Here is a 17595-nt window from a genome sequence, read left to right as displayed (position 1 = left end):
ACGGGTTATTCGGGAAAAAGATATTAGATTCTCGGGCCGGCTTTCAGGACCCCCGAAGGCAACTCGCGACCCACGATCTCCTGAGCGATTTTCGCGGATTCAATCAGCGCCGCGAGATCAATGCCGGTGTCGATTCCCATGTCCTCGAGCATGTGCACGACCTCCTCGGTCGCGACATTGCCCGTGGCCCCCGGGGCGTACGGGCAGCCGCCCAGGCCGCCGATCGCCGCGTCGTACTCGGTGACCCCCAGCTGGAGGGCCGTGAGGATGTTGGCGAGCGCCGTGCCCCGGGTGTTGTGGAAGTGCAGGAGGAGAGGAGTGTCCGCGTGCCGCTGGAGCACCGGGTCCACCACCTCGAGCACCCGGCGGGGCGTGGCCATGCCCGTGGTGTCCCCGAAGGAGATCCGGTCCGCGCCGTCGGCGAGCACCCGGTCCACGATCGCGTGCACCCGCTTGGGGTCCACGTCCCCCTCGTACGGGCAGCCGAACGACGTCGAGATGATCACCTCTGCCGTCGCGCCCGCCCCGTGCAGCAGGTCGATCAGGCCGGCGATGTCGTCGAGCGACTCCTCGGTGCTCCGGTTCACATTGCGAAGGTTGTGGGTGTTGGACGCCGAGACCACGACCTCGATCTCGGCGAAGCCGGCGGCCAGCGCCCGCTCGGCGCCCTTCGAGTTGGGCACGAGCGCGGAGTAGCGCACGCCGTCGGCCTTCCGGGCCGCCGACCACACCTCGGAGGCGTCCGCCATCTGCGGGATCGCCTTCGGGTGCACGAAGCTGACGGCCTCGATCCTGCGCACCCCCGTCAGGGAGAGCGAGTCGAGCAGCCGCACCTTGGCCTCGGTGGAGACCACTTCCTCGTTCTGCAGGCCGTCACGCGGGCCCACCTCGCGGATGGAGACCTGACTCGGCAGGTTCACTGTGCCTCCCTGATGCCCGGGGCCGGAGCCCCGCTCTCCATGGTCTCTCGCAGCGGGACGGCCGGCCCGGGTGCGCCCCGGGCCGGCCTGTGATCTAGCGCATCCGCCCCACGATGCCCGTGTCGTAGTCGCCGCTGAGGAACTCGGGGTTCTCCAGCAGCTCCGCGAAGAAGGGCAGGTTGTTCTTCGGCCCGACGATCGTGAACCCGGCGACGGCGGCCTTGGCCTTCTCGATCGCGCCCTCACGGGTGTCGGCGTGCACGATGACCTTGGCCATCAGCGAGTCGTAGAACGGGGTCACCGTGGTGTTCGGCCCGTAGCCGGCGTCGACCCGCACGTCACCGGTCGGCTCGATCCACTCCTTGACCACGCCGGGGCCGGGCAGGAACCGCTTCGGGTCCTCGGCGTTGACCCGCAGCTCGATGGCGTGCCCGTGCGGGGTGGTCGGCACCTCCACCGGCAGGCCCGAGGCCACCCGGAGCTGCGCCTCGACCAGGTCGATGCCGAACACGGCCTCGGTGACCGGGTGCTCGACCTGGAGGCGGGTGTTCATCTCCAGGAAGTAGAAGTCACCGGTGGCGGGGTCGAGCAGGCATTCCACGGTACCGGCGTTGCGGTAGTCCACAGCCTCGCCGGCCTTCACGGCGGCGGCGAGCATCCGGGTACGGGTCTCGGCGGAGATGCCCGGCGACGGGGACTCCTCGACCAGCTTCTGGTTGCGGCGCTGCACGGAGCACTCCCGCTCGCCGAGCGCGACGACCGTGCCGTCGGCCAGGCCGAGGATCTGCACCTCGACGTGCCGGATCCGGGGGAAGTACTTCTCCACGAGGACGCTGCCGTCACCGAACATCCGCTCGGCGAACCCGCGCACCTTGTCGTACTCCACGCTGAGCTGGGCCGCGTCGTACGCCGGGGCCATGCCCATCCCGCCACCGCCGGCCGAAGCCTTGATCATGACCGGGTAGCCGATCTCCTCGGCGGCCGCGAGCGCGAGCTCCACGGTGTCGACCGGGTCCGGCGTACCGGGCGCGACGGGCACGCCGGCCGCCTGCATCAGGTTCCGCGCGTTGATCTTGTCGCCCATGGCGGTGATCGCCTCGCCGGACGGGCCGACCCAGATCAGGCCCTCTTCGGCGACCTTCTTCGCGAACTCGGCGTTCTCGGACAGGAAGCCGTAACCGGGGTGGATCGCCTGCGCGCCGGTCTTCCTGGCCGCTGTGAGAACCGCCTCACCGTTGCGGTACGACTCCGCCGGGCTCGCCGGGCCGATCAGCACCGCCTCGTCGGCCTCGAGCACGAACGGCATGTCGGCGTCGGCCTCCGAGTACACCGCGATGGCGCGGATACCGAGCCGTTTCGCGGTACGGATGATCCGGCGGGCGATCTCGCCCCGGTTGGCGACCAGCAGCGACTCGATCACGTTTATCCTCCGAAAACCACAGACTGAACGATCGTTAGGTTATCTCAGCGGTCTACAGACCTGCTATACCCGGAGACATGATCTCGCCCTGCCCCGAGTGCGGCGGCCCCCGGGTATCCGCGCCACTCTACGGCGACGTCGCCATCGGCCGCGGCAGCTGGCCCGTCCGGCACGTCGTTGACCTGCGCTGTCTCGCCTGTCTCGAATGCGGATACACAGCACTCTATGCCAAGGATCTCGACCGGCTGAGGAAGGCCGCCCGGAAGCACCCGAAGCAACTGCGCACGGAGGAAGAAGAGCCCAAGATCCCGCAGCAACACCGGAGGTACGACGCGGACACGTCCGAGCAGCGGACCGTCCAGGCCTGGGATCCGGACAGGCGGAGCTAGGCCGCAGAGCCCGGCGGCGCGGCTCAGCCCGGCGCCACGCACCTCGACGCGGCTCGGCCCGGCGCGGCTCGGCCCGGCGCGGCTCGGCCCGGCGCGGCTCGGCCCGGCGCGGCTCGGCCCGGCGTGGCGGGACCGGCTCCCGGCCTCAGCCGCGCAGCGCCGCCAACGCCGAAGCCCGCAACAGCACCGACCGCCGCTCACGGTCGACCTCCCCGCCCAGGAACGGCGTCGAGTTCATCAACCCGAACGCCGCGTGCGCGAGCACCCGGGCCTCCGCCGGGTCCAGCTCCGGCCGCAGCTTGATCAGCACGGCGACCCACTCCTCGACGTACAGCCGCTGGAGCCGGCGGATCTCCCGGCGCGGCTCCGGGGGCAGCCGGTCCAGCTCGTGCAGGTGCACGGCGATCACCGCCGGGTGCTCCAGCGCGAACTCCACGTGGAAACCGATCAGCGCGGCGAGCGCCTCCTCCGGCGTACCCCCCTCGGCGACCCGGTCCCGGCCGCCGGCCAGGAGTTGCTCACTCACCGGAGTCAACGCGGCGGCCAGCATGGCCTCCTTGCCGGCGAAGTGGTGGTACAGCGCCGGACCGGTCACCCCGGCCGCGCCGCCGATGTCGTCCATCGACACGCCGTGGTACCCCCGGGTCGCGAACAGCTCCACCGCGATCTCCAGGATCTCTTCGCGGCGGGTACGGCGACGGGGCAGCGCCAGGCGTTCAGTCACCCGCACAGGGTAACTCGCGGGTAACCAGCCCGGGAACTCCTGGCTCCCGTGCCAGACTTGCCCGTATGCGCGCACTGGAGATCAACATCCACCCGGTGAAGTCGACGCGGCCGCTCTCCCTGGACAGCGCGGAGGTCGAGCCCTGGGGCCTGGCGGGCGACCGGCGGTGGATGCTCGTGGACGGCGACGGGCGGTCGGTCACGGCCCGCGAGGAACACCGGATGCTCACCGTGCGTGTCCGCCCGACGGCCGACGGGATCGCGATCGAGGGCGGGCCGACCATCGCCCGGCCGACCGGTCCGCACGTTCCGGCGCGGCACTCCCGGCACGACCTGCTCGGCATTCCCGCAGGTCCAGAGGCCGACGCGTGGTTCGGCCAGCTGCTGGGCCGCGTCGATGTCCGGCTGGTCTGGTGCGACGACCCGACCCGGCGGGCGCTGAACCCCGACTTCAGCCGGACGGGCGACAGCACCGGCTACGCGGACGGCTACCCGGTCGTCCTGGCGACCACCGGCTCGCTCCGCCAACTCAACGACTGGATCGTCGCCGACGGCGGTACGGCGCTGCCGATGGTCCGGTACCGGCCGAATGTGGTGGTGGACAGCGAGGAGCCGTTCGCCGAGGACCACTGGAAGCGGATCCGGATCGGGGCCGTGGAGTTCCGGGTGGCGAAGCTGGTCGACCGGTGCGTGATGACCACGGTCGACCCGGACACCCTGGCCACGGGCAAGGAACCGGTCCGCACCCTCGCGCGGCGCCGGCGGTGGGACGGGAAGACCTGGTTCGGGGTGCACCTGATCCCCGACACGGTGGGTGTCATCCGCGTCGGGGACCAGGTCGAGGTCCTCAGCTAGCCCGGGTCGCGCGCAACCGGGCCGCGCCGCCGGACCGGCGCGCCACGGCGGGCGTCGCGGGCCGGGCCCGGCGCCTACCCCCGGGCCTCCGCCAGCAGCTCCCGGACGTGCTCCCGCTGCGGCGCCTCCTCGGGCAGCACGCCGAGCACCTGCTCCAGCACCGGCACGGCCTCCGCCGGCCGCCCCACCCGGATCAGCAGCCGACCGCGCATCGTGTCGGCGGTGACGGCCTCGTAGACCGCCCCGATCCCGGCCAGGGCCTCGGCCACCGGGGTGACCCGGTCCAGGGCGTCGGCGGGCCGGTCGTTGTTCGCCAGGATCCGGGCCGCGTCGAAGCCGAGCATCGCCCGCTCGAAGATCTGCGGCGGCTCGTCGGCCGGCACCTTCGCGGCCACCGCGTCGGCCTCGGTCAGCCCCTCGATCGCCTTGTCCGGTTCGCCGGCCCACTGCCAGGACAGCGCGGCCCGGCGCCGGGCCCGAAGTTCGTCCAGATCAGCACCCATCTTCTGGTACGCCGCCGCGGCCCCCGCGAAGCTCTCCGCCGCCGCCGCGTCCCGGTCCACGGTGTCCAGGTGCTCCCCGGACTCCTCCCGTAGCTGCGCCTCCCCGGCCAGGTTCCCGCTCGCCAGGCAGCTGTCGATCAGCTCCTCCAGGATGGCGAGCGCCTGGTCGACCTGCCCGATCAGCGCGTACGCCTTGGACAGGATGTACCGGGCCCGTTCCGCCCCGTCGACGTCCCCGGCCCGGGCCAGCAGCGGCTCCGCGTCCTCGGCGGCCAGCGCGGCCTCGTCGGGGCGCCCGGCGTTCAGGTAGCAGCTGGCCAGTTCCATGCCGGCCGCCCCGGCCATCGTGGTGCCCGGCAGGCCGGCCATGACGGCCCGGAAGTCGGCGACGGCCCCCTCGGGGTCCCCGAGGTGCAGCAGCATGTTGCCGCGCATCAGGCGGGCCCCGGCGAGCGGCTCGGGGCTGGTGGTCAGGGCGATGGCCCGGCCGGCGTGCTCGATCCCGGACCGCAGGCCCTCCTCGGTGCCCAGGTTGGCCTCGGTCTGCGACCAGTACAGCGCGATGACGGCCGTCAGCTCGTCCTTGCCCAGGGGGGCGGCCAGTTCGTGCGCGAGGGCGAACGCGGCGGACGCCTCCCCGGGCTGGCCGGCGAACAGCAGGGCCAGCCCGAGCCGGCTCTGCGCGTTCGCGGCCTGCTCGCCCGTCCCGTGCCGGGTGATGTACTCCGCCCCGCCCGACAACTCCAGGATCTGCCCCGCCGCGTCCCCGGACCGGGCCCGGTGCAGCGCGAGCCGGCCCAGTACGGACCGGTGCCGGACCTCGTCGCCGGCCGCCGCGAACAGCTCGGCGGCCTCCTGCCAGGCGGCGGTACCCGCCTCGGGGTCGGCGTCGATCAGCTCGGCGCCGCGCGCGTTGACCCGGCGGGCCCGCAGCGCGCCCTCCGGCTCGGGGCACACCTCGTCGAACCGGGCCCACAGCTGCGCCGCCCGGGCCAGGTCGTACGTGTCCTCGGCCCGCTCGACCAGTTCCTCGGGGCTCAACCCCGGGTCCACCTCCACCGGGGCGGCGGGCCGGACCACTGCCGGCGCCGGGGTCACCGCGGACAGCGGCAGGTGCTCCACCAGCGGCTCCGCGGCCAGCCGGGCCCGGACCCGGTCGCCCTGGGCCGGGGTGCCGTTGCGGGCGTCGAACCGGGCCGCCAGGGCCAGCGCCCGGTCGGTCAGTTCGACGCGCAGCTCCGCGACCGTCTTCTCCGCCCGGCCGACGGGGGTCGCGCCGTGCCCGGCCTCGTCCAGCCGGCGGAGCAGCAGGCCCGCCGACGCGCAGAACCACATGTCGGCGGCCGGGGTGTCCGGGGCGTCCAGCCAGCCCAGGTGCCGTTCGAGGATCTCCAGGCCGCGGGCCTCGTTGCCGGTGCGCGCGCAGAACACCAGGTGGTCGCCGACCGAGTCGAGGTCGGACCGGTTGAACTGGATCGCCCGGTACGCGCGGCGGTGCGCGTCGCGGGCCTCCTCCAGCCTGCCGGTGCGCACGTACGGCTCCAGGAGGCCGGTGAGGATCTGCTGGGGCTGTTCCCGACAGCTCAGGGTGCCGGCGAGTACGGGGGTGGCGAGCGCCACGGACTCCTCGTACCTGCCGATGTGGTTGAAATGGGTCATGGTCGCGGTCGGGTCGCACCCGGCGCAGTCGGAGAACTCCCCGCGCGGGGTGGCCTGCCACTGCCGGAAGTGCTCGGCGGCGGCCGCGTCGTCCCCGAGGTGGTGGGCGAGGACCCAGCGGTAGTGGTGCACCGGGTGCAGGCTCGTGTTGGCCTCGCGGTAGCGGCGTTCCATGTCGGCGAGCACGGCCCGGGTGCGCTCCAGCTCCACCTCCGGGAACTGGGTCAGCCCCGACACCATGTCCTTCATGTGCCACAGCAGCTGGTGGGTCAGGCCGTCGTCGCCCTCGCCCCGGTCGTGCGCCGCCAGACACCACGCGAACGGCACGAACGACTTGACCCGCTCGCCGCCGTAGACGTACGCGCCGGTGGCCAGGATCCGCGCCGCGTACTGGATCTCCTTGAGCCCCTGGGCGTCCGCGTGCCGGATGATCTCCTCGACGGCCGCGATCTGACCGGTGCCGTACGGCAACGACCACGCGTCGCCGATCATGTCGCGCAGCTGCGCCTCAGTGGGGCTCACGCGACCACCTCGCTGCGCTCGGCGGCCGGCGAGCCGGACGCACAGTGTTTCTGGTTCGCTCGCTGACGCTCGCTCACGGGGTCTCCTCGGCGGTCGGTACGGCCTGGTTCAGCAGCCCCAGGAAGGAACGGTTCAGCAGCGCGGCGTCGGCCGGCCGGATCGGGTGGTAGCCGAGCAGCAGCGCCTGCCCGTACAGGGACTCGACCGAGAGGCCGACCAGCTCGGAGTCGCCGAGGCCCGCGATCCGGCGGACCAGCGGGTTGCGGTGGTTGAGCACGAGCTGTGGCCGCTGGTCGGCGGGCTTGTCGAACGCGGCGAGCACCCCCGCCCACAGCTCGTCGGCCTTGTCCCGGGTGTGACGCAGCTCCGCCGCGAAGGCGGCAGACCGGTCCAGGAGGTACAGCGCGGGCAGGGTCGCCGGCTCGAACGTCCGGATCACCACCTCGCAGCCCAGCTTGTCCATGCTGCGCTGGGCGGCACCGAGGAACGCACGCAACGACAGCTCGACCCCGGGCTCCACCGACTCGAACCGGGTGGCCAGGTCCGTCGGGTCGAGGCGTTCGACCCGCAGGCCCGGTTCGAGGGCGGGCAGGCGCTCGATGAGCTGGGCGTCGTAGACGTACCCCCCGTTGACGAGGGCGATGTCCTGCGCTGCGGCCACGCCGGCGAGCTGGCGGAACTCGTCGGCGGTCGCGGTGTACCGGACCAGCCCGTACCGGCCGCGGAAGTCCGCGAGGGTCATCCGGCCCACGTTCGTCTCCACCGGCCACCACTGTTCGACCAGCCGGAGCATCTCGTCGTCGTGCAGGGCGAGCGCCTTGACGCCGAGGTGGTGGATGTTGAGGAACTCGCCGAGCCGGTCGGGGTCCCGCTGGGCGAGGCCGACCAGCCAGCCGCGCAGCTGGTCGCCGAGCGCCTCGCGGGTCTCCTCCAGGTGCCCGTCCTGGTAGAGCGCCTCCCTGCTGGCCGTCGGCCGCAGTTCCCCGGCGTCGATCACGCACCGGGCGAAGAAGCCCCAGGCGGGCAGCAGGTCCTTGACGGCCTCGCTGAGCAGCATCCGCTTCAGGTAGACCCGGTGCCCGGCCTTGTCTGCCAGGTTCGCCGGGAACGGCAACACGTAGGCCACCCCGGTCAGCCCCGAGCCGGGCACCTTCAACTCGATCGCGTCGAAGGGCGTGAAGCCGAGGACGTCCTGCGCGTACCCGACCAGGTCGGCGCGGCGCATCGCCGGCTCCTCCGCCGCCCACGGCAGGCCGTCCCCGGTCACGGGCGCGCCGTTGACCAGCACCCGGAACGGCAGCATCGAGCCGTAGAGCTTCGCGAGCTCCAGGACCGTGGGCGCCTCGAACCACTGCTCGCTGCCCGCGCGGGCGGCCAGGGTCACCGTGGTGCCGGGCTCCGGGCGGGACTCGGCGACGACCCGCACCTGGTACGTGCCGTCGGAGCGCCCGAGCCACTCCACAGTGGGCGCGTCCCCGCACCGGGTCAGCACCCGCACCTCGTCGGCGACCAGGAACGCGGACAGCAGCCCGATCCCGAACTGGCCGAGGAACTCGTGCCGGGCGAAGCCCAGCTCGTCCCGCTTGGAACTGCGGCCGATGGTGGCCAGCAGCTCGTGCACCTGGGCCTCGGTCAGGCCGATGCCGGGGTCGGCGATCGTGAGCCGCGCCCCGTCCGTGCCGATCTCGATGTCAGCCGACTCCGCCCCGGTCGCGGTCACCGCGTCGACGGCGTTCTGGAGCAGCTCCCGGACGTACACCCGGGGACTCGAATAGAGGTGATGACTGAGCAAATCGACGATACCGCGTAGGTCTACCTGGAATGTTCGCTCCACGGGCGACCACGGTACCCACCCCGCGCGAAGTTCGCCCGCCTGCTCCGCCACCAGTTCCGCGAACACAGCCCGGCGAGCAGCGCGCCGACCCCGTTGACGAGCACGTCGTCTACGGAGGAGTGCCGTCCGATCGACAGCGCGTACTGCAACGCCTCCACGGTCACCGACGCCGCGGCGCCGACCAGCAGGAGCCGCCACCACCGGCCGAACCAGGCCCAGCGCACCGGCAGGCAGAACCCGAGCGCGGCGAAGACGAGGAGGTTGCCGCCGAGTTGCTCGACCAGCAGGCTCGTACCCCCGAAGATCTGACCGGGCAGGTCGGTGAACGGCACCGGTGACAGCGACCGCCCGGTCCCGTTGGGGCTGAGGATCATCCAGACCCACGGCACGGTACCGACGACCATCGCCACGTCGCACAGGGCGGTGCGCCAGGAGCCCCGCCACGCGGCCAGCGCCCAGGCGGCGAGCGCGGCGAGCGGCAGCGCGGCCAGCGCGGGCACGATCACCTCGCCCCAGGTGTCCCATGTGCGGTGCATCTGGCAAGTGTGCCCGGAACCCTTGTCGGAACAAGCGGACAGAGGGAGGCTGATGTCATGGCCTCCCCCAAGCACGCCGACGCCTGGCGCCACACCTACGGCGCGTCCCTGCAACTCGCCCACCAGTTCAGTCCGGCCGACTGGGACCGGAGCACCGAGTGCCCGGCCTGGTCGGTGCGCGACATCGTGTCCCACCTGATCGGCGCGGAACAGTGGGTCCTGGGCGACCGCCCGGAGTACGACCTGCCGGACCTGGACCACGTGCGCACGGACTTCGACCGGTGGACCGAGGTGCACGTCCTGCAACGCCGCGACGTGCCGACGGCGACCCTGCTGGCCGAGTTCCAGGAGGTGTACGAGCGCCGCTCGGCCCAGCTCGCCGCCCAGGACGGCGCGGACGAGGTCCCGACCCCGTGGGGCTTCGACGCTCCGGTGGACCACGCGGTCGCCACCCGGGTGTACGACTGCTGGACCCACGAGCAGGACCTGCGCCGGGCGGTCGGCCGGCCCGGCAACCTGGACTCCTCGGCGGCCCGGGTGGTCCGGTCTCAGCTGCTGCACGCCCTGCCGAGGCTGGTGGCCAGGGAGGCCCGGGCCGAACCGGGGCAGGTGGTCCGGCTGGAGGTGACCGGGCAGCTGTCGTTCGACACGGACATCGCGGTGGATCCCGACGGGCTCGGGGTGGCGCGGGCGTCGACCGGGCACGCGTCGGTGGTGCTGAACACGAGCTGGGAGACGTTCGCCCGGCTGTGCAGCGGGCGGCTGCCGCCGAACCGGGCGCCGGTGACGTACCTGGGGAATGTCGAACTGGGGTTGCGGGTGGTGCAGGCGCTGGTGGTCACGCCCTGAGGCTCGCCTAGTCGAACGGCAGCAGTTCCGGCCGCTTGGCGTCCCGCCCGTCCCCCGACGACCGCCCGGTCAGACGGCGCTGGATCCACGGCGCGAGATGCTCGCGCACCCACAGCGCGTCGGCCTTCCGCCGGGTCAGCCACGGGGCCGGCGCCGCCGGGGGCAGCTCCGCGCGCCAGGCCGGCTCCGGCGGGACCCCCAGGGCCTCCAGGGCGTGGGCGGCGACCCGGCGGTGCCCGGCGGCGTTGAGGTGCAGCCGGTCGATGCTCCACAGGCGCGGATCGTCCAGGCTCCGGTCGCCGTGCATGTCGACGATGTGCGCCCCGTGCCGTTTCGCCGCCGCCCGGACGGCCTCGTTCATGGTCTGGGTCCGGGCCCGCATCAGCGCCTTGCCGGGCAGCCGGGCCCCGAAGTCGGCGAACTGGAACAGCAGCACGTCCGCCCCGCTGGCCCGCAGCATCCGGACGATTTCGTCGAACCGCTCGATCAACTTGGGCAGGTCGACCTTGCGGCGGAGCACGTCGTTGCCGCCGGCGGCGAAGCTGACCAGGTCGGGGCGCATCCGCAGCGTCGCTGGGACCTGCTCGTCGACCACGGCGTCGAACTTCTTGCCGCGCACGGCCAGGTTGGCGTAGCGCAGGGGGCCCTCCTGGGCGAGGCGGGCGGCGACGAGGTCGGCCCAGCCCCGGTACGCCCCGCTGGGCAGGGCGTCATCCATCCCCTCGGTGAAGCTGTCTCCCACCGCGACAAAGCTGGACCAGCGCATGAAGACAGTTTTACAACTCGGTCGGCCCCAACGCCTAACTCGCTGGTAATGACCCTCCTTACAGCGAATACTCAGCGGGCATGGTGAACAGAATGTCGACCTTGTTCCTGCGCACGCTCCGTGAGAACCCCGCCGAGGCAGAGGTGCCGAGCCACCGACTGCTGCTGCGCGCGGGGTACGTCCGCCGCGTCGCCCCGGGTTCCTACACGTGGCTGCCGCTGGGTCGGCTGCTGCTCGACCAGGTGTCCCGGGTGATCCGCGAGGAGATGGCCGCGGCCGGCGCCCAGGAGGTGTCCTTCCCCGCGATGCTGCCCCGCGACGTCTACGACACGTCGGGCCGGTTCACCGAGTACGGCGAGGACATGTTCACGCTCCGGGACCGCCGGGGCTCCGACTACGTGCTCGGCCCCACCCACGAGGAGATGTTCACGCTGCTCGTGAAGGATCTCTACTCCTCCTACCGCGACTACCCCCTGACCCTGTTCCAGATCGGCACCAAGTTCCGCGACGAGCGGCGGCCCCGGGGCGGGCTGTTGCGCGGCCGGGAGTTCCTGATGAAGGACGCGTACTCGTTCGACATCTCCGAAGCGGGGCTCCTGGATTCCTACGCCGCCCAGCGGGCCGCCTACCAGCGCGTCTTCGACCGGTTCGGGCTCGACTACGCCGTGGTCGACGCGATGTCCGGTCCGATGGGCGGTTCGGGGTCGGAGGAGTTCCTGGCGCGCGCCGAGGTGGGCGAGGACACGTTCGTGGGCTGCTCGAAGTGCGGCTACGCGGCCAACGTCGAGGCGGTGGTGACCCGGGTGCCCGCCGCGCCCGTCACGGCGGCCGGCCCGCTCACGGTGATCGACACCCCCGACACCCCCACGATCGAGTCCCTGGTCACGGTCGTGCGGGCCCTCGGCTTCGACATCACGGCGGCTCAGACCCTGAAGAACGTCGTCCTGGCGGTACGGGCGACCGACGGCACGACCACGCCCCTGATCATCGGCGTCCCCGGCGACCGCGACGTGGACATGAAGCGGGTCGAGGCGGCGCTCTTCCCCGCCACGGTCACCATGTTCGAGGACTTCGCCGCGTACCCCCAGCTCGTGCCCGGCTACATCGGGCCGCAGGACCTGACCGGGGTCCGCTACCTGGTGGATCCCCGGGTGGTGCCCGGCAGCGCCTGGGTCACCGGGGCCAACGCGGCCGGCCGGCACGCCGTGGACGTGGTCTGCGGGCGCGACTTCACCCCGGACGGCACGATCGAGGCCGCCGCGGTCCTGGCCGGGGATCCCTGTCCCACCTGCGGCGAGGGGCTGGCCATGGAGCGCGGGATCGAGATCGGGCACATCTTCGCGCTGGGTACCCGGTTCTCCGACGACTTCGGGCTCGACGCCCTGGGCCCGGACTCCGAGCGGATCCGGATCCAGATGGGCTCGTACGGCATCGGGGTGTCCCGGGTGGTGGCCGCCATCGCCGAGCAGCAGCACGACGAGCGCGGGCTGTGCTGGGGGCGCGAGGTGGCCCCGTTCCAGGTGCACATCGTGGCACTCGGCAAGGAGCAGACGGCCGCGTCCCTCGAACTGGCTGCCTCGTTGGAGTCTGTGGGCCTGCGCGTGCTCGTCGACGACCGCCAGGGGGTGTCCGCCGGGGTGAAGTTCACCGACGCGGAACTCCTGGGCGCGCCGACGTGCGTCGTACTCGGCCGCCGGTACGCCGAGGGCTTCGTCGAGCTCCGCAACCGCCGGTCGGGTACCCGCGAGGACGTGTCGTTGGAGTCACTGACTGTGAGGCTTCTCTAGTTATCCACAGCCTCGCGTTGTCCACAGCCCTCGGTGTCTCCCGACACCGGGGGCTGTACTTCACAGAAGGCTGATTTCGGACCGTTGGCCCCAGGAGGCTGCTTGTTTCACGTGAAACCCCCACGCGGAGCGCTCAGATCCCCCTAAAGTGGGGCGTAACGAAGGGGGCATTGTCCCCAGAAGTTGTCCACAGCCTGTGGATAAACATGTGTGCAGAAGATCGCACCCCGTGGGTTGTCCACAGGGTGCTGATGGTTATCCACAGAGTTATCCACAGCCTGTGTGGATAACGGGATGACGGATCGTAAGCGTGGTTCGTACTGCGACTTGGTGCGGTGCGGCGTGGTGCCGGTGCGTCGTACTGGTGGAGACGAGGGGAATCGAACCCCTAACCCCTGCCTTGCAAAGGCAGTGCTCTGCCAATTGAGCTACGTCCCCGCGGCGGCCGTGTGGTGCCCCGGGCGCCGGGGTTGATTATCGCAGGTCGGGCGAGGTGGTGGCCTCGTGCCACAGGGCGCGCTCGTCGTTCGCGTCCTTGACCTTCTTGACGACGAACGCGGCGACCCCGAGGATGCCGGCGATGATGATGATCTTCTTCAGCATCGGGGTAGCTCCCTAAGCGATCGAGCGTTGTTCAATCCTGGGTGGGGCTAGCTGGAATCGAACCAGCGACCTCAGAGTTATCAGCTCTGCGCTCTAACCGACTGAGCTATAGCCCCGTGACACGCGAGAGCAAACTTTACCCCACGTCCTCCCGGCCCTCAAATCGGGACCCCACCCCCGTTGACGGCCCCTGGTCGCCCCGGGTTCCCGCGCTGGTCGCGGGCCGTTCGGGACCTGGCGCTCAGAGCCGCTTGGCGAAGCACCGGCTGAACTCCGACCCGACGTAGTGCCCGAACAACGGGATCTCCGCGTACCCCGCCGACGAGTACAGCCCGATCGCCTCGCCCTGCCGGGTTCCCGTCTCCAGCCGGATCTCCGCGTGCCCCTCCGCCCGGGCCGCATCCTCCAATGTGGTCAGGAGCCTTCGCGACAGCCCTCGTCCGCGGTGGTCGGGCCGGACGTACATCCGCTTCAGCTCCGCCACCCCGGGCTCCAGGGTCTGGATCGCACCGCAGCCGACCGGGGCACCGTCGAGGAAGGCGACCAGAAACCGGGCTGTGGCGTCCATAGGGAAGCCGCCGGACTCCTCCTCGGGTGCGTACCGCCCGGCGATCTCCGCCTGCTGTGCGGCCACCAGGGCGGCGACGTCGGGGCTGTCGGCCGGGCGCGGCTGGATCTCCATGCCCCCGACGCTAGGCAGCCCCTGTTACGCACCCGTTTCCGAGCGATGTCACGAGCCGAACCCTTGGACGGTTACGTGTGCCGACCGACCCGCTGACCGACGACCGGCCCGCGCACCCGCCCCCAAGGCCTACCGGCCGGCCCTCCCCACCCGGGCCCCGCCCTGCCCCATCTGACGTTGCCGGGCTCCCCCTGCCCCATCTGACGTTGCCAGCCCGCCCCACGTCCCACCTGACGCTCCCAGCCCCCACCGGCCCCACCCGCTCCCAGGCACACGAAAAGGGCCCCCGCCACCGGCGAGGACCCTTCCCGAAACGTACCCCCGACTCACTCCTTCTCGGAGAGAGTCAGCTCCACTCCACCGACCAGGTCGGCACACACGTTGTAGATGAACGACCCCAGCGTGGACAGGGCCGTGAACAGCACCATGTTCACCACGCCGAGCACCGCCGACGTACCGATCACACCCAGTGCCGTGATCTTGAAGCTCGCGCCACCCTTGGCCTCACCGCCGGTCGAACCGATCAGCGAGGCGAGGGTCTTGTTCAGGGTGTCGAAGACGCCCATCGCGTCCAGCGCCAGGTACAGCACCGACGTGGCCACGACCATGACGATGAACAGCACCACCGACACGGCGAACGAGAACTTCATGACCGACCACGGGTCGATCCGCTTGAGGTGCAGCCGGGCCCGCCTGGGCCCACGCGAGGCCGCGGCGGACACGGTGGCCCGCGCCGCCCGGACGGCCTCGGCGACCGGCCCCTTGGCGCCGACACCGCCGGCGGGCATGGGCTGGGCGGCCTGCGCCGTCCCGACCGGCCGGGCCACCGCCACGGGGGCGTTGGCCGGCAGGCTGTCCGGCGGCGGGTTCATGCCCGGCGGGCGGGTGAACTTGGCCGTCGAGGGTGCCGCTTCTCCGGGGACTGTGGCGCGCCCTACCGCCGCGCGGCCGGCAGCGCCGGCCTCCCCGGGGTCCCCCGTAGACCCGGTCGACGCCGAGCTCTTCGCCTGTGTCTCCGTCATCGGCTATTCCTGTTCGTCCGGCTCGTCGGCATTACGGGCAACAGCCACGATCGTCACACCGTCGGGAAGTTCCATCAACTTGACACCCATTGTGTTCCGATCACGGGTCCTGCGCACGGGCTTCACCGGAGTCCGAATAACTCCGCCATTCGACGTGATCGCGAACAGCTCGTCCTCCGGCTGGACGGCGACGGCTCCGACGAGGCCACCCCGGCGTGAGGTGATCTTGGCGGTGAGCACGCCCTTGCCGCCCCGGCCCTGCACCGGGTACTCCTCGATGGGGGTCCGCTTCGCGAATCCACCGTCGGTAACTACGAGAATGTCCATTCCCTCCCGAGTTACTTCCATCGACAGTAGCTCGTCACCCTCGCCGAAGCGCATACCGATGACGCCCGACGTGGCGCGTCCCATCGGCCGGAGCGCCTCGTCGGTGGCCTCGAACCGGATGGCCTGCGCCTTCTTGCTCACCAGCAGCAGGTCGTCGGTCGGGGAGATCAGCTGGGCCGCGACGAGCTCGTCGTCGTCCTTCAGGTTGATCCCGATGACGCCGCCCGAACGGTTGGAGTCGAAGTCCTCCAGCTTGGTCTTCTTGACCAGGCCGGCCTTCGTCGCCAGCACCAGGTACGGGGAGACCTGGTAGTTCGGGATCTCGATGATCTGGGCGATCTGCTCGTCCGGCTGGAACGCCAGCAGGTTGGCCACGTGCTGGCCCTTGGCCGTCCGCGACGCCTCGGGGAGCTCGTACGCCTTCGCCCGGTACACCCGGCCCTTGTTCGTGAAGAACAGCACCCAGTCGTGGGTGGAGCACACGAAGAAGTGGTTGATGATGTCGTCCTGGCGCAGGGTGGCCCCGGAGACGCCCTTGCCGCCGCGCTTCTGCGAGCGGTAGAGGTCGACCTTGGTCCGCTTGGCGTACCCGGTCCGGGTGATCGTCACGACGACGTCCTCGCGGGCGATGAGGTCCTCCATCGAGACCTCGCCGTCGAACGGGATGATCCGGGTGCGCCGGTCGTCGCCCCACTTCTCGACGATCTCGTTGAGCTCGTCGCGCACGATCTTCCGCTGGCGCTCCGGCTTGGCGAGGATGTCCAGGTAGTCGGCGATCTCCAGCTCGATCTTGCCGAGCTCGTCGATGATCTTCTGCCGCTCCAGGGCCGCGAGGCGGCGGAGCTGCATGTCGAGGATCGCCGTCGCCTGGATCTCGTCGACGGTGAGCAGCTCCATGAGGCCGTTGCGGGCCTCCTCGGTGCTCATCGAGCGGCGGATCAACGCGATGACCTCGTCGAGGGCGTCGAGCGCCTTGACGAGACCGCGCAGGATGTGGGCCCGCTCCTCGGCCTTCCGCAACCGGTACTGGGTGCGGCGGACGATGACCTCGAGCTGGTGGGCCACGTAGTGCCGGAGGAACTGGGCCAGGTTCAGCGTGCGCGGCACGCCGTCGACCAGGGCCAGCATGTTCGCGCCGAACGTCTCCTGCAGCTGGGTGTGCTTGTACAGGTTGTTCAGCACGACCTTCGCGACCGCGTCCCGCTTGAGGACGATGACGATCCGCATGCCGGTCCGGCCGCTGGACTCGTCGCGGATGTCCGCGATGCCGGTGAGCTTGCCGTCCTTGATCAGGTCGGCGATCCGCTCGGCGAGGTTGTCCGGGTTCACCTGGTAGGGCAGCTCGGTGACGACGAGCACGGCGCGGCCGCGGGCGTCCTCCTCGACCTCCACGACGGCGCGCATCCGGATCGAGCCGCGGCCCGTGCGGTACGCGTCCTCGATCGCCTGGCGGCCCACGATCAGCCCGTGGGTCGGGAAGTCCGGCCCCTGGACGATCTTGACCAGCTCGTCGAGCGTCTCGGCCTCGTCGGCGTCCGGGTTGTCCAGGCACCAGTGCACGGCCTTGGCGACCTCGCGCAGGTTGTGCGGCGGGATCTTCGTGGCCATACCGACGGCGATGCCCTCGGAACCGTTGACCAGCAGGTTCGGGATCCGGGCGGGCAGGACCTCGGGCTCGGTCGCGCGGCCGTCGTAGTTCGGGCCGAAGTTGACCGTGTCCTCGTCGATGTCCCGGAGCATCTCCATGGCCAGCGGGTCGAGCTTCGCCTCGGTGTACCGCATGGCGGCCGGCGGGTCGTTACCCGGCGAGCCGAAGTTGCCGTGGCTGTCGATCAGCGGGTACCGCAGGGACCAGGGCTGGGCCATCCGGACCAGGGCGTCGTAGATCGACGAGTCGCCGTGCGGGTGGTACTGGCCCATCACGTCGCCGACGACGCGCGAGCACTTCACGAAGCCCCGGTCGGGCCGGTAGCCGCTGTCGTACATCGCGTACAGGATCTTGCGGTGGACCGGCTTGAGTCCGTCGCGCACGTCCGGCAGCGCACGGGCCACGATCACGCTCATCGCGTAGTCGAGGAACGAGCGCTGCATCTCGACCTCGATGCCGACCAGCTCGACCCGATCGCCTTCCTCCGGCATGGCACCGCCGGCCGGCGGGATGGTCGTCTCCGTCACAGGTAACCCTTCACTCGTATGTG

At 71.2% G+C, this 17595-nt stretch carries 15 protein-coding genes and 2 tRNA genes; 4 read left to right on the top strand and 13 right to left on the bottom strand.

Annotated features, from left to right (window positions below; genetic code table 11):
* Positions 1-23: 23 nt before the first annotated feature.
* Positions 24-914 (bottom strand): hydroxymethylglutaryl-CoA lyase, encoded by an 891-nt coding sequence (locus PT931_RS01190; RefSeq protein WP_456243911.1) that lies wholly within the window; start codon positions 912-914, stop codon positions 24-26.
* A 100-nt stretch (positions 915-1014) separates the two neighbouring features.
* Positions 1015-2340: an acetyl-CoA carboxylase biotin carboxylase subunit gene (locus PT931_RS01185; protein ID WP_456243839.1), complete on the bottom strand. Its 1326-nt coding sequence runs from the start codon at positions 2338-2340 to the stop codon at positions 1015-1017.
* A 77-nt stretch (positions 2341-2417) separates the two neighbouring features.
* Here PT931_RS01185 and PT931_RS01180 point away from each other — a divergent pair, with 77 nt between their 5' ends.
* The gene (locus PT931_RS01180) at positions 2418-2729 is read left to right on the top strand and encodes a hypothetical protein (protein WP_456243838.1); all 312 of its coding nucleotides are present in this window, start codon (positions 2418-2420) and stop codon (positions 2727-2729) included.
* A 145-nt stretch (positions 2730-2874) separates the two neighbouring features.
* Here PT931_RS01180 and PT931_RS01175 read toward each other — a convergent pair whose 3' ends face one another.
* Entirely contained in the window at positions 2875-3453 is a 579-nt protein-coding gene (locus PT931_RS01175) for a TetR/AcrR family transcriptional regulator (protein WP_363729149.1), read from the bottom strand.
* Between the two features lie 65 nt (positions 3454-3518).
* On the opposite strand from PT931_RS01175, the gene PT931_RS01170 reads away from it, so the two are divergent.
* The gene (locus PT931_RS01170; protein WP_456243837.1) at positions 3519-4307 is read left to right on the top strand and encodes an MOSC domain-containing protein; all 789 of its coding nucleotides are present in this window, start codon (positions 3519-3521) and stop codon (positions 4305-4307) included.
* Positions 4308-4381: 74 nt separating this feature from the next.
* Here the strand turns inward: PT931_RS01170 and PT931_RS01165 are convergent, their stop codons facing one another.
* The 3 genes from PT931_RS01165 to PT931_RS01155 all read right to left on the bottom strand — a co-directional run bounded on the left by PT931_RS01165 (position 4382) and on the right by PT931_RS01155 (position 9361).
* Positions 4382-6991: a tetratricopeptide repeat protein gene (locus tag PT931_RS01165; RefSeq protein WP_456243836.1), complete on the bottom strand. Its 2610-nt coding sequence runs from the start codon at positions 6989-6991 to the stop codon at positions 4382-4384.
* 73 nt (positions 6992-7064) lie between these two features.
* Positions 7065-8825: an HSP90 family protein gene (locus tag PT931_RS01160; protein ID WP_456243835.1), complete on the bottom strand. Its 1761-nt coding sequence runs from the start codon at positions 8823-8825 to the stop codon at positions 7065-7067.
* Positions 8804-9361, bottom strand: coding sequence for a VanZ family protein (locus PT931_RS01155; protein ID WP_456243834.1), 558 nt, complete (start codon positions 9359-9361; stop codon positions 8804-8806). The genes PT931_RS01160 and PT931_RS01155 overlap by 22 nt, the downstream gene beginning before the upstream one ends.
* 57 nt (positions 9362-9418) lie before the next feature.
* On the opposite strand from PT931_RS01155, the gene PT931_RS01150 reads away from it, so the two are divergent.
* Entirely contained in the window at positions 9419-10210 is a 792-nt protein-coding gene (locus PT931_RS01150; RefSeq protein ID WP_456243833.1) for a maleylpyruvate isomerase family mycothiol-dependent enzyme, read from the top strand.
* Between the two features lie 7 nt (positions 10211-10217).
* Here the strand turns inward: PT931_RS01150 and PT931_RS01145 are convergent, their stop codons facing one another.
* The gene (locus PT931_RS01145; protein ID WP_456243832.1) at positions 10218-10976 is read right to left on the bottom strand and encodes an SGNH/GDSL hydrolase family protein; all 759 of its coding nucleotides are present in this window, start codon (positions 10974-10976) and stop codon (positions 10218-10220) included.
* Positions 10977-11056: 80 nt separating this feature from the next.
* Between PT931_RS01145 and PT931_RS01140 the strand changes: the two genes are divergently transcribed.
* Entirely contained in the window at positions 11057-12763 is a 1707-nt protein-coding gene (locus tag PT931_RS01140) for a proline--tRNA ligase (RefSeq protein ID WP_456243831.1), read from the top strand.
* A gap of 362 nt (positions 12764-13125) precedes the next feature.
* Here the strand turns inward: PT931_RS01140 and PT931_RS01135 are convergent.
* From PT931_RS01135 to gyrA, 6 genes are all read right to left on the bottom strand, one after another.
* Positions 13126-13201, bottom strand: a tRNA-Ala gene (locus PT931_RS01135).
* 36 nt (positions 13202-13237) lie between these two features.
* Positions 13238-13366 carry a DLW-39 family protein gene (locus PT931_RS01130; protein ID WP_231398964.1) on the bottom strand — a complete coding sequence of 43 codons (129 nt, stop codon included), beginning with the start codon at positions 13364-13366 and terminating at the stop codon, positions 13238-13240.
* Positions 13367-13408: 42 nt separating this feature from the next.
* Positions 13409-13482 (bottom strand) — tRNA-Ile (locus PT931_RS01125).
* A gap of 125 nt (positions 13483-13607) precedes the next feature.
* The gene (locus tag PT931_RS01120) at positions 13608-14048 is read right to left on the bottom strand and encodes a GNAT family N-acetyltransferase (protein WP_456243830.1); all 441 of its coding nucleotides are present in this window, start codon (positions 14046-14048) and stop codon (positions 13608-13610) included.
* 326 nt (positions 14049-14374) lie between these two features.
* The gene (locus tag PT931_RS01115) at positions 14375-15070 is read right to left on the bottom strand and encodes a DUF3566 domain-containing protein (protein ID WP_456243829.1); all 696 of its coding nucleotides are present in this window, start codon (positions 15068-15070) and stop codon (positions 14375-14377) included.
* 3 nt (positions 15071-15073) lie between these two features.
* Positions 15074-17536 (bottom strand): DNA gyrase subunit A, encoded by a 2463-nt coding sequence (gyrA, locus tag PT931_RS01110; RefSeq protein WP_456243910.1) that lies wholly within the window; start codon positions 17534-17536, stop codon positions 15074-15076.
* Positions 17537-17595 lie beyond the last annotated feature (59 nt).

This window comes from Longispora urticae, assembly GCF_053902585.1.
This window is presented reverse-complemented; position numbering and strand designations above follow the sequence as displayed.